Source organism: Pseudomonas sp. JH-2 (genome assembly GCF_036231725.1).
GTDB lineage: Bacteria > Pseudomonadota > Gammaproteobacteria > Pseudomonadales > Pseudomonadaceae > Pseudomonas > Pseudomonas delhiensis.
In genome coordinates, this window is record NZ_JAZAQP010000045.1 from 15,414 (window position 1) to 30,437 (window position 15,024).

14 protein-coding genes are annotated in these 15,024 nt (G+C 68.6%); 8 read left to right on the plus strand and 6 right to left on the minus strand.

Features of this window, described 5'->3' with window-relative positions:
* The first annotated feature begins 16 nt into the window (after positions 1–16).
* The 3 genes from dapD (at position 17) to VV867_RS24330 (ending at position 2,748) form a co-directional block, all read left to right on the plus strand.
* Positions 17–1,051 (plus strand): 2,3,4,5-tetrahydropyridine-2,6-dicarboxylate N-succinyltransferase, encoded by a 1,035-nt coding sequence (dapD, locus tag VV867_RS24320; protein ID WP_328567771.1) that lies wholly within the window; start codon positions 17–19, stop codon positions 1,049–1,051.
* A gap of 75 nt (positions 1,052–1,126) precedes the next feature.
* Positions 1,127–2,332 (plus strand): aminotransferase class V-fold PLP-dependent enzyme, encoded by a 1,206-nt coding sequence (locus VV867_RS24325; protein ID WP_328567772.1) that lies wholly within the window; start codon positions 1,127–1,129, stop codon positions 2,330–2,332.
* Positions 2,329–2,748, plus strand: coding sequence for a SufE family protein (locus VV867_RS24330; protein WP_275628942.1), 420 nt, complete (start codon positions 2,329–2,331; stop codon positions 2,746–2,748). The genes VV867_RS24325 and VV867_RS24330 overlap by 4 nt, the downstream gene beginning before the upstream one ends.
* A gap of 277 nt (positions 2,749–3,025) precedes the next feature.
* Here VV867_RS24330 and tcdA read toward each other — a convergent pair whose 3' ends face one another.
* Entirely contained in the window at positions 3,026–3,844 is an 819-nt protein-coding gene (tcdA, locus tag VV867_RS24335) for a tRNA cyclic N6-threonylcarbamoyladenosine(37) synthase TcdA (protein WP_275628941.1), read from the minus strand.
* A gap of 215 nt (positions 3,845–4,059) precedes the next feature.
* Here tcdA and VV867_RS24340 point away from each other — a divergent pair, with 215 nt between their 5' ends.
* From VV867_RS24340 to VV867_RS24360, 5 genes are all read left to right on the plus strand, one after another.
* On the plus strand, positions 4,060–6,669 hold the full coding sequence (locus VV867_RS24340) for a glycosyltransferase (RefSeq protein ID WP_275628940.1): 2,610 nt from the start codon (positions 4,060–4,062) through the stop codon (positions 6,667–6,669).
* A gap of 583 nt (positions 6,670–7,252) precedes the next feature.
* Positions 7,253–8,401, plus strand: a complete 1,149-nt coding sequence (gene dapE / locus VV867_RS24345) for a succinyl-diaminopimelate desuccinylase (protein ID WP_328567773.1) — start codon at positions 7,253–7,255, stop codon at positions 8,399–8,401.
* On the plus strand, positions 8,398–8,571 hold the full coding sequence (locus VV867_RS24350; RefSeq protein WP_177412115.1) for a hypothetical protein: 174 nt from the start codon (positions 8,398–8,400) through the stop codon (positions 8,569–8,571). Before dapE ends, VV867_RS24350 begins: the two co-directional genes overlap by 4 nt.
* A gap of 1 nt (position 8,572) precedes the next feature.
* A complete protein-coding gene (locus VV867_RS24355; RefSeq protein ID WP_328567774.1) occupies positions 8,573–9,382 on the plus strand; it encodes a putative RNA methyltransferase in 810 nt (269 codons plus the stop codon).
* 11 nt (positions 9,383–9,393) lie between these two features.
* Positions 9,394–9,777: a hypothetical protein gene (locus VV867_RS24360; protein WP_089391566.1), complete on the plus strand. Its 384-nt coding sequence runs from the start codon at positions 9,394–9,396 to the stop codon at positions 9,775–9,777.
* A gap of 112 nt (positions 9,778–9,889) precedes the next feature.
* Here the strand turns inward: VV867_RS24360 and VV867_RS24365 are convergent, their stop codons facing one another.
* The 5 genes from VV867_RS24365 to VV867_RS24385 form a co-directional block, all read right to left on the minus strand.
* Positions 9,890–10,099: a cold-shock protein gene (locus tag VV867_RS24365; RefSeq protein ID WP_043249868.1), complete on the minus strand. Its 210-nt coding sequence runs from the start codon at positions 10,097–10,099 to the stop codon at positions 9,890–9,892.
* 388 nt (positions 10,100–10,487) lie between these two features.
* Positions 10,488–11,459: a DUF4340 domain-containing protein gene (locus VV867_RS24370; RefSeq protein ID WP_328567775.1), complete on the minus strand. Its 972-nt coding sequence runs from the start codon at positions 11,457–11,459 to the stop codon at positions 10,488–10,490.
* Positions 11,460–11,469: 10 nt separating this feature from the next.
* The gene (locus VV867_RS24375; RefSeq protein ID WP_328567776.1) at positions 11,470–13,305 is read right to left on the minus strand and encodes a GldG family protein; all 1,836 of its coding nucleotides are present in this window, start codon (positions 13,303–13,305) and stop codon (positions 11,470–11,472) included.
* A 10-nt stretch (positions 13,306–13,315) separates the two neighbouring features.
* Positions 13,316–14,050, minus strand: a complete 735-nt coding sequence (locus tag VV867_RS24380) for an ABC transporter permease subunit (RefSeq protein WP_328567777.1) — start codon at positions 14,048–14,050, stop codon at positions 13,316–13,318.
* Positions 14,047–14,970 (minus strand): ABC transporter ATP-binding protein, encoded by a 924-nt coding sequence (locus VV867_RS24385; protein WP_328567778.1) that lies wholly within the window; start codon positions 14,968–14,970, stop codon positions 14,047–14,049. Before VV867_RS24385 ends, VV867_RS24380 begins: the two co-directional genes overlap by 4 nt.
* Positions 14,971–15,024 lie beyond the last annotated feature (54 nt).

Below are 15,024 nucleotides of genomic sequence, written 5' to 3' on the forward strand. Positions count from 1 at the left end.
TTTCGAGGAACCGCACATGTCCCAATCCCTGTTCAGCCTGGCCTTCGGCGTCGGCACCCAGAACCGCCAGGACGCCTGGCTGGAAGTCTTCTACGCGCAACCGCTGCTGAACCCGGCCGCCGAGCTGGTCGCCGCCGTCGCGCCGATCCTCGGCTACGAAGCCGGCAACCAGGCCATCGCGTTCAGCAACCAGCAGGCCTACCAGTTGGCCGACGCCCTGAAGACCCTGGCCCCGGCCCAGGCCGCGCTGCTCAACCGCCTGGCCGAGAGCCAGAAGCCGCTGGTCGCCACCCTGCTGGCCGAAGACGCGGCCCCCGCCTCCACCCCCGAGGCCTACCTGAAGCTGCACCTGCTCTCGCACCGCCTGGTCAAGCCGCACGGCGTCAACCTGTCGGGCATCTTCGCGCTGCTGCCGAACGTGGCCTGGACCAACATCGGCGCGGTCGACCTGGCCGAGTTGGCCGAGCTGCAACTGGAAGCGCGCCTGAAGGGCAAGCTGCTGGAAGTCTTCTCGGTGGACAAGTTCCCGAAAATGACCGACTACGTGGTCCCGGCCGGCGTGCGCATCGCCGACACCGCCCGCGTGCGCCTGGGTGCCTACATCGGTGAAGGCACCACCGTGATGCACGAAGGCTTCGTCAACTTCAACGCCGGTACCCAAGGCCCGGGCATGATCGAAGGCCGCGTCTCCGCCGGCGTGTTCGTCGGCAAGGGCTCGGACCTGGGCGGCGGCTGCTCGACCATGGGCACCCTGTCCGGCGGCGGCAACATCGTCATCAGCGTCGGCGAAGGCTGCCTGATCGGCGCCAACGCCGGCATCGGCATCCCGCTGGGCGACCGCAACATCGTCGAGGCCGGCCTGTACGTCACCGCCGGCACCAAGATCGCCCTGCTGGACGACCAGAACAACCTGGTCAAGGTGGTCAAGGGCCGCGAGCTGGCCGGCCAGCCGGACCTGCTGCTGCGCCGCAACTCCCAGACCGGCGCGGTGGAGTGCAAGACCAACAAGACCGCCATCGAGCTGAACGAAGCGCTGCACGCGCATAACTGAGACGGGAAGCGGCAAGCTGCAAGCCCTAAGCTGCAAGTAAAGGCACTTTGGCTTGCAGCTTGAGGCTTGAGGCTTATGGCTTTGCATTCCCCCTGGCGCTCCGCCTTCCCTGCCCTCGCCGCGCTGGCGGCCGAGGAGCAGACCTACCTGGACAGCGCCGCCACCGCGCAGAAGCCCCAGGCCATGCTCGACGCCCTGGCCGGCTACTACGCCAGCGGCGCCGCCAACGTGCACCGCGCCCAGCACCTGCCCGGCGAGCGCGCCACCCGCGCCTTCGAGGCGACGCGTACGCGCCTGGCGCACTGGCTGGATGCGGGCAGCCCGGAACAGCTGGTGTTCACCCATGGCGCCACCGAGGCACTGAACCTGCTGGCCTACGGCCTGGAGCCGCTGTTCGGCGAAGGCGACGAGATCGCCGTCAGCGCCCTGGAGCACCACGCCAACCTGCTGCCCTGGCAGCAACTGGCGCTGCGCCGCGGGGCGAAGCTGGTGGTGCTGCCGCTGGACGACCGCGGGGTGATCGACCTCGAGGTCGCCCGGCAACTGATCGGCCCGCGCACCCGGCTGCTGGCCGTCAGCCAGTTATCCAACGTACTCGGCACCTGGCAGCCCCTGCCGGAACTGCTGGCCCTGGCCCGCGCCCAGGGTGCGCTGAGCGTGGTGGACGGCGCCCAGGGCGTGGTCCATGGCCGCCACAGCCTGTCCGCCCTGGGTTGCGACTTCTACGTGTTCTCCAGCCACAAGCTCTACGGCCCCGAGGGCCTGGGCCTGCTCTGGGGCCGCACGGAGGCGCTGGCGCGCCTGCGCCACTGGCAGTTCGGTGGCGAGATGGTGCAGAACGCCGACTACCAGAGCGCGCACTTCCGCCCGGCACCGCTGGGCTTCGAGGCCGGTACCCCGGCCATTGGCGCGGTGATCGGCCTGGGTGCCAGCCTGGACTGGCTGGCCCGCCAGGACGCCGCGGAGCTGGCCGCCCACGAGGCCGTGCTGCATGCGCAACTGCTAGCTGGCCTGCGCGCCCGCGACGGCGTGCGCCTGCTGGGCGAGCCTCAGGCGGCGCTGGCCAGCTTCGTGGTGCGGGACGTGCACAGCGCCGACCTCGCCCACCTGCTCACCGAACAGGGCGTGGCGGTGCGCGCCGGACACCACTGCGCCATGCCGCTGCTCAAGCGCCTGGGCCTGCCCGGCGCCATCCGCGTCTCCCTGGGCCTGTACAACGACGGCGCCGACCTGGAACGCTTCTTCCATGCCCTGGACGGCGCCCTGGAGCTGCTGCGATGAGCCTGCCCGAAGCTGCCCTCCAGGCGCTGGGGGCCTTCACCGGCCAGCCTTCCTGGGAACAGCGCGCGCGCCTGCTGATGCAGTGGGGCGACAAGCTGGAACCCCTGGGCGAGGAAGAGCGCAACGAAGCCAACCGCGTCCACGGCTGCGAAAGCCTGGTGTGGCTGGTGGCGGAACAGCGAGATGGCGCCTGGCATTTCCGCGCGAGCAGCGATGCGCGGCTGTTGCGCGGGCTGATCGCGCTGCTGCTGGTGCGGGTGCAGGGGTTGCCGGGGGAGGAACTGGCGCAACTGGACCTGGGGCAGTGGTTCAGCGACCTCGGCCTGGGCCGCCAACTCTCCCCGTCACGCAGCAATGGCTTGAATGCGGTGCTGAAACGGATGCAGGAGCTGATCGGTACACACCGCCGTTCGTAGGAGCGAGCTTGCTCGCGAACGGTATTCGCCGGCTATCAAAGTGCTGGCTGGTACACCGCCCCTCTCCCTAACCCTCTCCCTGAAGGGAGAGGGGACCGTTGGGCAGAGTCGGATATCTCGGTATTAGCCGGACACGAAACTGCAGGTTGAAACCATGCCTGTCCGTCGGCACGGACATGCCCCCTCTCCCTTCAGGGAGAGGGCTGGGGAGAGGGTGCAGACTTCGACATCGCTCCGGAGCCGAGCTTGACGTCGCCATTCGCGAGCAGGCTCGCTTCTACAAGGGATTTCCAGCCGCGCTACGCTCCGAAGGCCGCCGCGCCCCCGCCACCAACTTATCCACAGCCCTCGCCGCCGCAGCCATGCCAAAGGTGGCCGTAACCATCATCACCGCCCCGAAACCACCCGCACAGTCCAGCTTCACCCCTTCGCCGACGAAGCCCTTGGCCTGGCAGACGCTGCCGTCCGGCTTGGGGTAGCGCAGCTGCTCGGTGGAGAACACGCAGGGCACGCTGTAGTGGCGGCCCGGCGTGCGCGAGAAGTTGTAGTCGCGGCGCAGCAGCGAGCGCACCTTGGCCGCCAGCGGGTCGTTGAAGGTCTTGTTCAGGTCGGCCACCTGGACCTGGGTCGGGTCGACCTGGCCGCCGGCGCCGCCGGTGGTGACGATCTGGATCTTGCGCCGCTTGCACCAGGCGATCAGCGCCGCCTTAGCCGGCACGCTGTCGATGCAGTCGATGACGAAGTCCATGTCGGGGGTGATGCACTCGGCCATGGTCTCGCGGGTGACGAAGTCGGCCACCGCGTGGACCTTGCACGCCGGGTTGATGGCGCGGATGCGTTCGGCCATCACCTCCACCTTGGGCTTGCCCACGGCGCCGTCCAGGGCGTGGACCTGGCGGTTGGTGTTGGTCACGCAGACGTCGTCCAGGTCGAACAGGGAAATCTCGCCGACGCCGGTGCGCGCCAGGGCCTCGGCCGCCCAGGAGCCGACGCCGCCGATACCGACCACCGCCACGTGGGCCGCGGCCAGGCGCTCCAGCCCCTGGGTGCCGTAGAGGCGGGCGATGCCCCCGAAACGCTGATCGTCCACTACCATCACAGTGTCTCCGCAAAAAACGCCCGGCATTCTATAGGAAGGCGGGCGCCAGGGCCGGCCGAATTGACCCCCGGCAAGACCGCTGCCGGGCGCTGCTGACATTCTACGCCGGCCCCGGGGCGCCGGACGGGAGCTATACACCCAGGGGGGTGCGGGGTAGGATGCGCGCCGACCCGTTCCCGGCCCCGAAACACCGACAGGAACCCGATCGCTCCATGCCATCACGCAAATTCGGCCTCAACCTGGTCGTCCTGGTCGCCCTGGCCGCCCTGCTCACCGGCGTCTGGGCCCTGTACAACCGCCCGGTGAGCGCGCCGGACTGGCCGGAAAGCATCTCCGGCTTCTCCTTCTCGCCCTTCCGTCTGGACCAGAGCCCGCAGAGCGGCCGCTTCCCCAGCGACGAGGAAATCCGCTCGGACCTGGAGCTGGTCTCGCGGATGACCGAGAACATCCGTACCTACTCGACCAAGGGCAGCCTGGCCGACATCCCCTTCCTCGCCGAGGAGTACGGGATGCGCGTCAGCCTGGGCATCTGGATCAGCGCCGACGAGGCCGAGAACGAGGCGGAGATCGCCCGCGGCATCGAGATCGCCAACCGCTCGCGCAGCGTGGTGCGGGTGATAGTCGGCAACGAGGCGCTGTTCCGCCGCGAAGTCACCAAGGACCAGCTGATCGGCTACCTCGACCGCGTCCGCGCCGCGGTGAAGGTGCCGGTGACCACCGCCGAGCAGTGGCACATCTACGAGAAGTACCCGGAACTGGCCCGGCACGTCGACCTGATCGCCGCCCACGTACTGCCCTACTGGGAATTCGTGCCCATGCAGGACTCGGTGCAGTTCGTCCTGGAGCGCGCCCGCGACCTGCGCCTGAAGTTCCCGAAAAAACCGCTGCTGCTGGCCGAGGTCGGCTGGCCCAGCAACGGCCGCATGCGCGGCGGCGCCACCGCCACCCAGGCGGACCAGGCCATCTTCCTGCGCGAGCTGACCAACGCGCTGAACAAGAAGGGCTACAACTACTTCGTGGTCGAAGCCTTCGACCAGCCGTGGAAGTACACCGACGAAGGCTCGGTGGGCGCCTACTGGGGCGTGTTCAACGCCGCGCGCCAGCCCAAGTTCAACTTCCAGGGCCCGGTGGTGGCCATTCCCAAGTGGCGCGTGCTGGCCATCGCCTCGGTGGTGCTGGCGCTGCTCACCTTCACCCTGCTGCTGATCGACAGCAGCGCCCTGCGCCAGCGCGGGCGGACCTTCCTCGCCGTGGTCTCGTTCGTCTGCGCGTCCATCCTGGTGTGGATCGGCTACGACTACAGCCAGCAGTACAGCACCTGGTTCAGCATCACCGTCGGCGTGCTGCTGGGCATCGGTGCGCTGGGCGTGGTGATAGTGCTGTTCACCGAGGCCCACGAGCTGGCCGAGGCGGTATGGACGCGCAAGCGCCGCCGCCTGTTCCTGCCGGTCACCGCGGCCGACGCCTACCGGCCCAAGGTCTCCATCCACGTGCCCTGCTACAACGAGCCGCCGGAAATGCTCAAGGAGACGCTGAACGCCCTGGCGAAGCTCGACTACCCGGACTTCGAGGTCCTGGTGATCGACAACAACACCAAGGACCCGGCGGTGTGGGAGCCGGTGCAGGCCCACTGCGAACTGCTCGGCCCGCGCTTCCGCTTCTTCCACGTGGCGCCCCTGGCCGGCTTCAAGGGTGGCGCGCTGAACTACGCGCTGCAGTTCGTCGCGCCCGACGCCGAGGTGATCGCGGTGATCGACTCCGACTACTGCGTCGAGCCGGACTGGCTCAAGCACATGGTGCCGCACTTCGCCGACCCGCAGATCGCCGTGGTGCAGTCGCCCCAGGACTACCGCGACCAGCACGAGAACACCTTCAAGCGCCTCTGCTACGCCGAGTACAAGGGCTTCTTCCACATCGGCATGGTCACCCGCAACGACCGCGACGCGATCATCGAGCACGGCACCATGACCATGGTCCGGCGCCAGGTGCTGGACGAGCTGAAGTGGGCCGAATGGTGCATCACCGAGGACGCCGAGCTGGGCCTGCGGGTGTTCGAGCGCGGCCTCTCGGCGGCCTACTTCGAGCGCAGCTACGGCAAGGGCCTGATGCCCGACACCTTCATCGACTTCAAGAAACAGCGCTTCCGCTGGGCCTACGGCGCCATCCAGATCATGAAGCGCCACACCGACGCCCTGCTGCGCGGCCGCGGCCCGGACGGCAGCAAGCTGACCGGCGGCCAGCGCTACCACTTCGTGGCCGGCTGGCTGCCGTGGATCGCCGACGGCATGAACATCTTCTTCACCCTCGGCGCGCTGCTCTGGTCGGCGGCGATGATCATCGTGCCCAAGCGCGTCGACCCGCCGCTGCTGATCTTCGCGATCCTGCCGCTGACGCTGTTCGCCTTCAAGGTCGGCAAGATCCTCTTCCTCTACCGCCGCACCGTGGGCGTGAACCTGCGCGACGCACTGTTCGCCGCGCTGGCCGGGCTGTCGCTGTCGCACACCATCGCCAAGGCGGTGCTGTACGGCTTCGTCACCCGTTCCATCCCCTTCTTCCGCACGCCGAAGATGCGCTCCAGCCACGGCCTGCTGGTGGCCCTGGCGGAGGCCCGCGAGGAAGTGTTCATCATGCTCCTGCTGTGGGGCGCGGCCCTGGGCATCGTGCTGGTGCAGGGCGTGCCCAGCCCGGACCTGATGTTCTGGGTGGTGATGCTGCTGGTGCAGTCGCTGCCCTACCTGGCGGCGCTGATCATGGCCCTGCTCTCCTCGCTGCCGCGCCCACGCGAGGAAGAGGTGCTGAGCGGGTCCGAGCAGGTGGGTTGAGCACCGTGCCTCTGTAGGAGCGCGCCCTGCGCGCGAAATCGCGGGCAGGGCCCGCTCCTACAATCCGCCGTGAGGCACGGTATCCCCCTGTAGGAGCGGACCTTGTCCGCGATACCCGGTGGTTCCGGCGCGTTTCGCGGATAAGATCCGCTCCTACGCCGCCCCACCGCACCATTCCCCTGTAGGAGCGGACCTTGTCCGCGATAGCCGGAGGTTCCAGCGCGTTTCGCGGATAAGATCCGCTCCTACGCCACCCCACCGCACCATTCCCCTGTAGGAGCGCGCCCTGCGCGCGAAATCGCGGGCAGGGCCCGCTCCTACAGTTCGCCGTGAGGCACGGTATCCCCCTGTAGGAGCGGACCTTGTCCGCGATACCCGGTGGTTCCGGCGCGTTTCGCGGATAAGATCCGCTCCTACGCCGCCCCACCGCGCCGTTCCCCTGCGCGCGAAATCGCGGGCAGGGCCCGCGCCATCCAACACAGCGCGCACGTTGTAGGCCCCCGGTGCGACCGGACGACGCGCCGGCCCCGCGCTTTTGCTTTAAGATGTGCGCCTTTTCCGTTTCACCCTGGATGCCTTGCCCATGTCCCTGTCGCCGACCCTGGCCCTCGCCTGCGAGCTGATCCGCCGGCCCTCCGTCACCCCCGTCGATGCCGACTGCCAGCAGCTGATGATGCAGCGCCTGGCCGCCTGCGGCTTCGACCTGGAGCCGATGCGCATCGAAGAAGTGGACAACTTCTGGGCCCGCCGCGCCGGCCGCGACGGTGGCGCAGGCCCGGTGCTGTGCTTCGCCGGGCACACCGACGTGGTCCCCACCGGCCCCGAGCAGGCCTGGCAGCACCTGCCATTCGACGCCCTGATCGACACCGACGGCATGCTCTGCGGGCGCGGCGCGGCGGACATGAAGGGCAGCCTGGCAGCCATGATCATCGCCACCGAGCGCTTCGTCGCCGAGCACCCGGACCACCGCGGCAGCATCGCCTACCTGATCACCAGCGACGAGGAAGGCCCGGCCCAGCACGGCACCAAGGCCGTGGTCGAGCGCCTGCGCGCGCGCAACGAGCGCCTGGACTGGTGCATCGTCGGCGAACCCTCGAGCACCACCCTGGTGGGCGACGTGGTGAAGAACGGCCGCCGCGGCTCCCTCGGCGCCGTCCTCAGGGTACGCGGCGTGCAGGGCCACGTGGCCTACCCGCACCTGGCGAAGAACCCCATCCACCTGGCAGCCCCGGCCCTGGCCGAACTGGCCGCCGAGCACTGGGACGACGGCAACGCCTTCTTCCCGCCGACCAGCTTCCAGATTTCCAACATCAACGGCGGCACCGGCGCCACCAACGTCATCCCCGGCGAGCTGGTGGTGGTGTTCAACTTCCGCTTCTCCACCGAATCCACCCCGGAGGGGCTGCAGCAACGCGTCGCCGCCATCCTCGACAAGCACGGCCTGGACTGGCACATCGACTGGGCGCTGTCCGGCCTGCCGTTCCTCACCGAACCGGGCGAGTTGCTCGACGCCGTGGCCGCCAGCATCCAGGCGGTGACCGGGTGCAAGACCCAGCCCTCCACCTCCGGCGGCACCTCCGACGGCCGCTTCATCGCCACCCTGGGTACCCAGGTGGTCGAGCTGGGCCCGGTCAACGCCACCATCCACCAGGTCAACGAGCGGGTGCTGGCCAGCGACCTCGACCTGCTCAGCGAAATCTACTACCAGACCCTGGTGCGGCTGCTGGCATGAGCGACGTGAAGAAAGGCTTCTGCCTGGCCGCCACCCAACCCGACATCCCACCGCCGACGCCGGCCCCCGAGCGCCGCTACGCCCTGCGCAGCTACCAGCTCAACCTGCGCCAGCGCAGCCTGCCGCTGCTCACGGTGCTGAGCCCGCTGCGCACGGAGCGCAAGGACTGAAATGCTCACCTGCCCGATCTGCCAGGCGCCCCTGGAGCGCCTCGACAACGGCGTGAAGTGCCCCGCCGGGCACAGCTTCGACCGCGCCCGCCAGGGCTACCTGAACCTGCTGCCGGTGCAGCACAAGAAGAGCCGCGACCCGGGCGACAACGCCGCCATGGTCGAGGCCCGCCGCCAGTTCCTCGGCGCCGGCCACTACGCCCCACTGGCCCGGCGACTGGCCGAGCTTGCCGCCGAACGCGCGCCGGCGCGCTGGCTCGACATCGGCTGCGGCGAGGGCTACTACACCGCGCAACTGGCCCAGGCCCTGCCCGGCAGCGACGGCTATGCCCTGGACATCTCCCGCGAGGCGGTGAAGGCCGCCTGCCGCCGCGCCCCGCAGCTGACCTGGATGGTCGCCAGCATGGCCCGGGTGCCCCTGGCCGACGCCAGCTGCCAGTTGCTGGCCAGCGTGTTCAGCCCCATCGACTGGAACGAGGCGGCCCGCCTGCTGCCGGCCGGTGGCGGCGTGCTGCGCCTGGGCCCGGCCCGCGACCACCTGCTGGAACTGCGCCAGCGCCTGTACGACGAGGTGCGCGAGTACGTCGACGACAAGCACCTGGCCGACCTGCCGCCGAGCCTGGCCCTGGCCCATACGGAAAGCCTGAATTTCCGCCTGGCCCTGGACAGCCGCGAAGCCCGCGAGACACTGCTGGCGATGACGCCGCACGGCTGGCGGGTCAATCCGCAGCGCCGCGAGCGCATCCTCGCCGAGCCCTTCGAGGTCACGGTGGCGGTACGCTACGATTGGCTGGAACGCCAAACCCCCTGACGAGGATGCCCATGCGCCAACCGGATATCGAGATCTACCTGAAGGACGCCGACCAGGCCGCTGTCGGCGCCTGGCTGGCCGAGGCGCTGGGCCCCTGCAGCGACTGGCGGCGCCAGGGCGAGACCTTCAAGTGCCTGGCCGACAGCCCGCGCGGGATGATCCCGCTGACCTGGCTGCCACAGGCGGTGGGCAAGTGGCACAGCCTGTTCATCGACAGCGACGCCACGCCCTGGGACGACGACCTGGCCTGCGCGAAGGCGGCCAACGCCGCGCTGGGCGTGGAGGTGCGCTGCGCGCCGGGCGGCTGGAGCGAGGAACAGGGCGAGGAAGACGCCGACCGCTGGCTGAAGGTGACCGCCGAGGGCGTGGCCGAGATCACCTGGCGTACCGGCTGAAGCACGAAAACGGCGCTTCCGCGGTATGCGGCGCCGTCATTGAACAGCCGTGCGCCAGGCGCCGGCTGGAAAACAAAGGCCCGTCTCGCGACGGGCCTTTGATTTCGGGGGCTCAGACCTTGGCGACGTCTTCCGCCTGGAGGCCTTTCTGACCCTGGATCACCGAAAACTCCACTTTCTGGCCTTCGACCAGGGAGCGGTGACCTTCGCCACGAATGGCGCGGTAGTGGACGAAAACGTCCGGACCGCTGTCGCGTTGAATGAATCCATAACCCTTGGCGTCATTGAACCACTTGACGGTTCCGACCTCACGATCAGCCATTACCACACTCTCCAACTTGCTATTATTTTTTGGGTGGCCCCCGGGAATGAGGACTGCAACGGCTCGACAGGCGGAAGGTTGTCCGCGTTGACCGTCCAGGGCCTTAGCCGCTGGATGGGCAATTCGAATAACACCCCAATGACGACCGCGATCCCGAGTATATAAATCAAAAGTTACAGCTGGAAAGCACTTTTTCGTCTTCGTGCCGGCACCCTCGCCAATCTGGCCAAAGTGCCATTCTACGGGGCTTCCAAGGCCATTTTGGTGCGTTCTGGCGATATAAGGGAGATGTAAGTTTTGTCATTCCGAGTGTGCTGCAGTGCACATTTACGCACTGCCAGGCAACGGCTGCCGGCCGGAATTTCCTCCGGCCGGCAATGCCGGACACTCAGGGTTTCTTCGCGGTGAAATCGGCCAGGTGCCGGGCCAGCGCCTCGTATTGATTGGGCTCGATGCGATAGGCCCAGCCCTTGCGTGCCTGGATCTGCCCGTCGGCGAAGCCCTCGATGCGCTCCAGCAACAGCCAGTTCTGCCCGCCCTGCTCCAGCACGCGCCCACCCAGGCTGGCGCCGTCGAGGGTCCTGAGCGCCAGGTTCAACCGCGTCGGCCCCTTGAACTGCACCTGGTCCAGCGGCGCCGTTTCGCTGAAGGTCAGCCCGCCGAAGGGCGTGGCCATGCCGTTGGCGATGGACTCGTAGGCGAGCTTGGCATCCCTGGGCAGCTGGCGCACCCGCAGGTTGGGCTCCCCGGCCTGGTCGCGGAACACCGTCAGGGTTTCCCCGCCGGGGTAGCTCACCGACACCTCGGCGATCTTCTCGAAGGGGATGCTGGTGATGCGCCGGTCCAGCCAGTCCAGCTCGTCGGGCGGCAGGCGCAGGTCCTTGTCGATCAGCCAGACCTGGTCGTCGCCGGGTTGGCGCACCAGGCGCCCGCCCTGCTGGGCGGCCTTGCCCACCAACAGGTCCAGGGGCGCGCCGCCGCTGCGCTCCAGGCTCAGGCGCACGGCGGCGCCCTCGCCCTGGTCGGCGACGCCGAGCTGGGCGAAGTTGGCCGGCTCGCGGGTCTTCGCCTCGACCTTGCGCGCCTGCGCCAGGTCGTGCAGCAGGTCGCCGACCAGGCGCCCGGCCGCCGGGTAGCCGGCCTTGGCCGGCATCACCCAGCGCCCGTCCTGGCGCGCCACGCGGATGTCCGGCTGGCCGGGGCGGCGCACCGTCACCGCGCTCACCTGCTGCGCGTCCAGGCCCGGGAAATAGCGTGCCTCCTTCGGCGCCACGCGCTCCGGCTCGCGCTGCAGCCAGGCGTAGAGGCCGCCGAGCGCTAGCACCAGGGCCACCAGCAGGATCAGACTCTTGCGCTGCATGGCCGCCTCCTCAGGCCTGGCGCCGGCGGCGCCACCACCACAGGGCGAGCACGCCCAGGGTCAGCAGCAGCGGCACGGCGGCGATGTTGACGATCTTCAGGGTGCGGCCCAGGGACTCGATGTCCGCGTTGAGCTGGAACTGCACGTCGCGCAGCTCCTTGCGGATGCGCACCCGCTCCTGGATGAACTGCTGCACCGCGCCCTGCTGCTCGGGGGTCAGCTCCAGGACCTTGGCCGGGTCCTGGTTCTGCAGCGCGGCGAGTTTCTGCTCGGTGTCCGCCAGGCGTGCCTTGAGCGCGTCGGCCTTCTCGCGGAAGCGCGTCTCGGCCTGGCGCTGCAGTTCGTCCACCACCGTGAACGGGCGGCTGAAGCGCCCGCGCGAACGCACGCTGATCAGCGCGTCGGAGCCGGCCAGGTTGTCCAGCGCGTTGATCACGAAGCTGGCGTTGTCGGCCCAGGGCTGCGGCACGCGCTGGCCGAAGAAGTCCTGCACCTGCACCCACATGCGGTCGGTGAGCAGGTCGGTGTCGGCCACGGCGATGACGTTGATGTTGTCGGCGCTCTTCAGGCCATCCTTGCGGCCTTCGATGCCATTGGGGAAGGCGCTCTGCGCCGGCCCCTGGATGCGCGCGGCCATGGCGTAGCGCTGGCCGGTGGGCTTGAGCTGGGCCATCAGCTCGCCGGGATCGCGCAGGCCGGCGAAGCGCTGGGCGTCGAAGGGCATGGCGAGGGTCGAGCTGCGGACCAGCGGAGTGAAGCGGGTCTTCGCGTCCTTGAGCGGCTCCAGGATGCCGGCGGTGGCCAGGGTCAGGTTCTCCAGCCCGGCGGTGCTCACGTCGTCGGCGTCCAGGGCCCTGGCGTCGAGGTTCAGCCAGGCCGGGTGATGCGCGGCGCGCTGGCCCTGGCCCATGCTCACCGACATGGCGTAGCTGCCGTCGCCGAGCACCTTGCCCGGCAGCAGCTGCACGCCCCAGGCCCTGAACAGCGGTTCGAGGTCCGAAGCCTGGTCGCCGGGGCCGTCCAGCGCGGCCATGGGCGAGGACTTGTCGGCTTCGCTGAAGGGGTCGACGAAGACCAGCAGCTTGCCGCCACGCAGCACGAACTGGTCGATGGCGTAGAGCGTCTGCTGCGGCAGGTGCTTGGGGTGCACCAGCAACAGCACGCTGACGTCGTCCGGGATGGCGTCGACGTCGGGCTTGAGGCTCTTCAGGTCGAACTGCTGGCGCACCTCGTCGAGCAGCATCCAGGGCGAGCTGGGCTGCTGCGTCTGCATGTCGAAGCCGCCGGTCATCTGCAGGGTGCTGAGCACGCCCACCACCGGCCGCTTGGGGTGCGCCAGGGCGTTGACCAGGCGGCTGACGTCGTACTCCAGGAATTCCTCGTGGTCCGGCTGGAAGAACGGAATCACCTGGGTGTTGTCCAGGGCATCGGTGCCGGCCAGGCCGAAGTACAGGGTGTCGCCACCCTGGTTCAGCGGCACCGCCTGCAGGCCGAACTCGGCGGCCTTGTCCTCTTCCTCGGAGAACGGCTGCGGGTCGATGACGTGCAGGCGGATCTTGCCGTCGGCCTCGCGCTCGTAGGCCTTGAGCAGCTCCTCCACGCGCTTGGCGTAGTTGCGCAGCGGGACCAGGTCCTTGCTGCCCTTGTCGGAGAAGAAGAAGTACAGGTTGATCGGCTCGCCGATGGAGCCCAGGACCTTCTTCGTGCCGTCGGAGATGGTGTAGAGCTTCTGCTGCGTCAGGTCCAGGCGCGCGCCGGTGAACGCCAGCCCGGAGACCAGGTTGAAGGCCAGGAACAGCAGGGCGATGACCAGCAGCCCGGCGGCGGAATACATCAGTTTCTTCATGCGGGCTTCCTCAGTCGGCTTTCTTCAGGTCGACCACCACCGCGGTGGCGGCGAGCCAGGCGACGATCAGGCTGGCGAAGAACAGCAGGTCGCGCAGGTCGATGACGCCCTTGCTGATCGCATCGAAGCGCGTCAGGAAGCTCATCGAGGCCACCGCGTCCAGCAGCCACTGCGGGGCCCAGGCGTTGAAGGCGTCGAGCACCAGGGGGAAGCCGCTGACGATGAACACGAAGCACATCACTACGGCGAGGATGAAGGCGATCACCTGGTTCTTGGCCAGCGCCGACATGCACGAGCCGATGGCCAGGTAGCCGCCGGCCAGCAGCCAGCTGCCGAGGTAGCCGGCGAGGATGGCGCCGTTGTCCGGCTCGCCCAGGTAGTTGACCGTGAGCACCATGGGGAAGGTCAGCAGCAGGGCGATGCCGGCGAACACCCAGGCGGCGAGGAACTTGCCGGTGACCGCCTCGAAGCGGGTGATCGGCAGCGTCATCAGCAGCTCGATGGAGCCGGACTTGCGCTCCTCGGCCCACAGGCGCATGGCCAGCGCCGGGATGAGGAACAGATAGAGCCAGGGGTGGAAGTTGAAAAAGGCTGTCAGATCCGCCTGGTTACGCTCGTAGAAATTGCCCAGGTAGAAGGTGAAAACCCCTGACAGGACCAGGAAGATGACGATGAAAACGTAGGCCAGCGGGGTGGCGAAGTAGCTCGCCAGCTCGCGCCTGAAGATCACCGGCAACTGCTTCATGCCGCTTCCCCCCTGGTCAGGCTGCGGAACACCTCGTCGAGGCGGCCACGCTCCACGTCCAGTTCGCGGATGCGCCAGCCACGCTCGGCGATCAGCGCGTTCACCTGCGGGAAGATCACCTCGCCCGGCCTGGCCAGCAGCGTCAGGCTGCGCTCCAGCGGGTTCTCCTCCAGCGCCGCCACGCCCGGCAGGGCGGCCAGGGCCGCGCGGTCCAGCTCGTCGTCGGCGACCAGGGTCACCGCCTGGTGGTAGCGCGAGCGGCTTTCCAGCTCGAAGGGCGTGCCGTCGGCCAGCAGGCGGCCGTTGGCAATCACCACGGCGCGGGTGCAGACCGCGGTGACCTCCTCGAGGATGTGGGTGGAAATGATGACGATGCGGTCCCGCGCCAGGCCGCGGATCAGCTCGCGGACCTGGTGCTTCTGGTTCGGGTCGAGGCCGTCGGTGGGCTCGTCGAGGATCAGCACCCGCGGGTCGTGGAGGATCGCCTGGGCCACGCCGACGCGGCGCTTGAAGCCCTTGGAGAGGGTCTCGATGGACTGCTCGCGCACGCGCTCCAGCTCCAGTTGCCCGACCACCCGCGCCACCCGCTCGCGCTTCTGCGCGCCGCGGTAGCCGCGCACCTCGGCGATGAACTCGAGGAAAGCGCGCACGCGCATGTCGCCATAGCAGGGCGCGCCCTCGGGCAGGTAGCCGATCAGGCGCTGGGCCTGCAGGGTCTGCGTCTGGATGTCGAAGCCATGGATGCTCGCGGTGCCCGAGGTAGGCGCGAGGAACCCGGTGAGCATCTTCATGGTGGTGGACTTGCCGGCGCCGTTGGGGCCGAGAAAGCCCAGGACTTCCCCCGGTTGCACACTGAAGGACAGGTCGTCCACCGCGGTGTGCTGCGCGAATCGCTTCGTGAGTCTGCTTATTTCGATCATTTCTCTCACCGTTGCGCCAAGAGCCCGCCCCGACACTCGAAATACACGGCGCAG

Coding starts and splice junctions, on each gene's coding strand:
- tcdA (WP_275628941.1), bottom strand. CDS start 3,844: ATGGTAGTGGACGATCAGCGTTTCGGGGGCATCGCCCGCCTCTACGGC.
- VV867_RS24365 (WP_043249868.1), bottom strand. CDS start 10,099: ATGGCTGATCGTGAGGTCGGAACCGTCAAGTGGTTCAATGACGCCAAG.
- VV867_RS24360 (WP_089391566.1), top strand. CDS start 9,394: ATGCGCCAACCGGATATCGAGATCTACCTGAAGGACGCCGACCAGGCC.
- VV867_RS24340 (WP_275628940.1), top strand. CDS start 4,060: ATGCCATCACGCAAATTCGGCCTCAACCTGGTCGTCCTGGTCGCCCTG.
- VV867_RS24370 (WP_328567775.1), bottom strand. CDS start 11,459: ATGCAGCGCAAGAGTCTGATCCTGCTGGTGGCCCTGGTGCTAGCGCTC.
- VV867_RS24325 (WP_328567772.1), top strand. CDS start 1,127: ATGGCTTTGCATTCCCCCTGGCGCTCCGCCTTCCCTGCCCTCGCCGCG.
- VV867_RS24380 (WP_328567777.1), bottom strand. CDS start 14,050: ATGAAGCAGTTGCCGGTGATCTTCAGGCGCGAGCTGGCGAGCTACTTC.
- VV867_RS24385 (WP_328567778.1), bottom strand. CDS start 14,970: ATGATCGAAATAAGCAGACTCACGAAGCGATTCGCGCAGCACACCGCG.
- dapE (WP_328567773.1), top strand. CDS start 7,253: ATGTCCCTGTCGCCGACCCTGGCCCTCGCCTGCGAGCTGATCCGCCGG.
- VV867_RS24375 (WP_328567776.1), bottom strand. CDS start 13,305: ATGAAGAAACTGATGTATTCCGCCGCCGGGCTGCTGGTCATCGCCCTG.
- VV867_RS24355 (WP_328567774.1), top strand. CDS start 8,573: ATGCTCACCTGCCCGATCTGCCAGGCGCCCCTGGAGCGCCTCGACAAC.
- VV867_RS24330 (WP_275628942.1), top strand. CDS start 2,329: ATGAGCCTGCCCGAAGCTGCCCTCCAGGCGCTGGGGGCCTTCACCGGC.
- VV867_RS24350 (WP_177412115.1), top strand. CDS start 8,398: ATGAGCGACGTGAAGAAAGGCTTCTGCCTGGCCGCCACCCAACCCGAC.
- dapD (WP_328567771.1), top strand. CDS start 17: ATGTCCCAATCCCTGTTCAGCCTGGCCTTCGGCGTCGGCACCCAGAAC.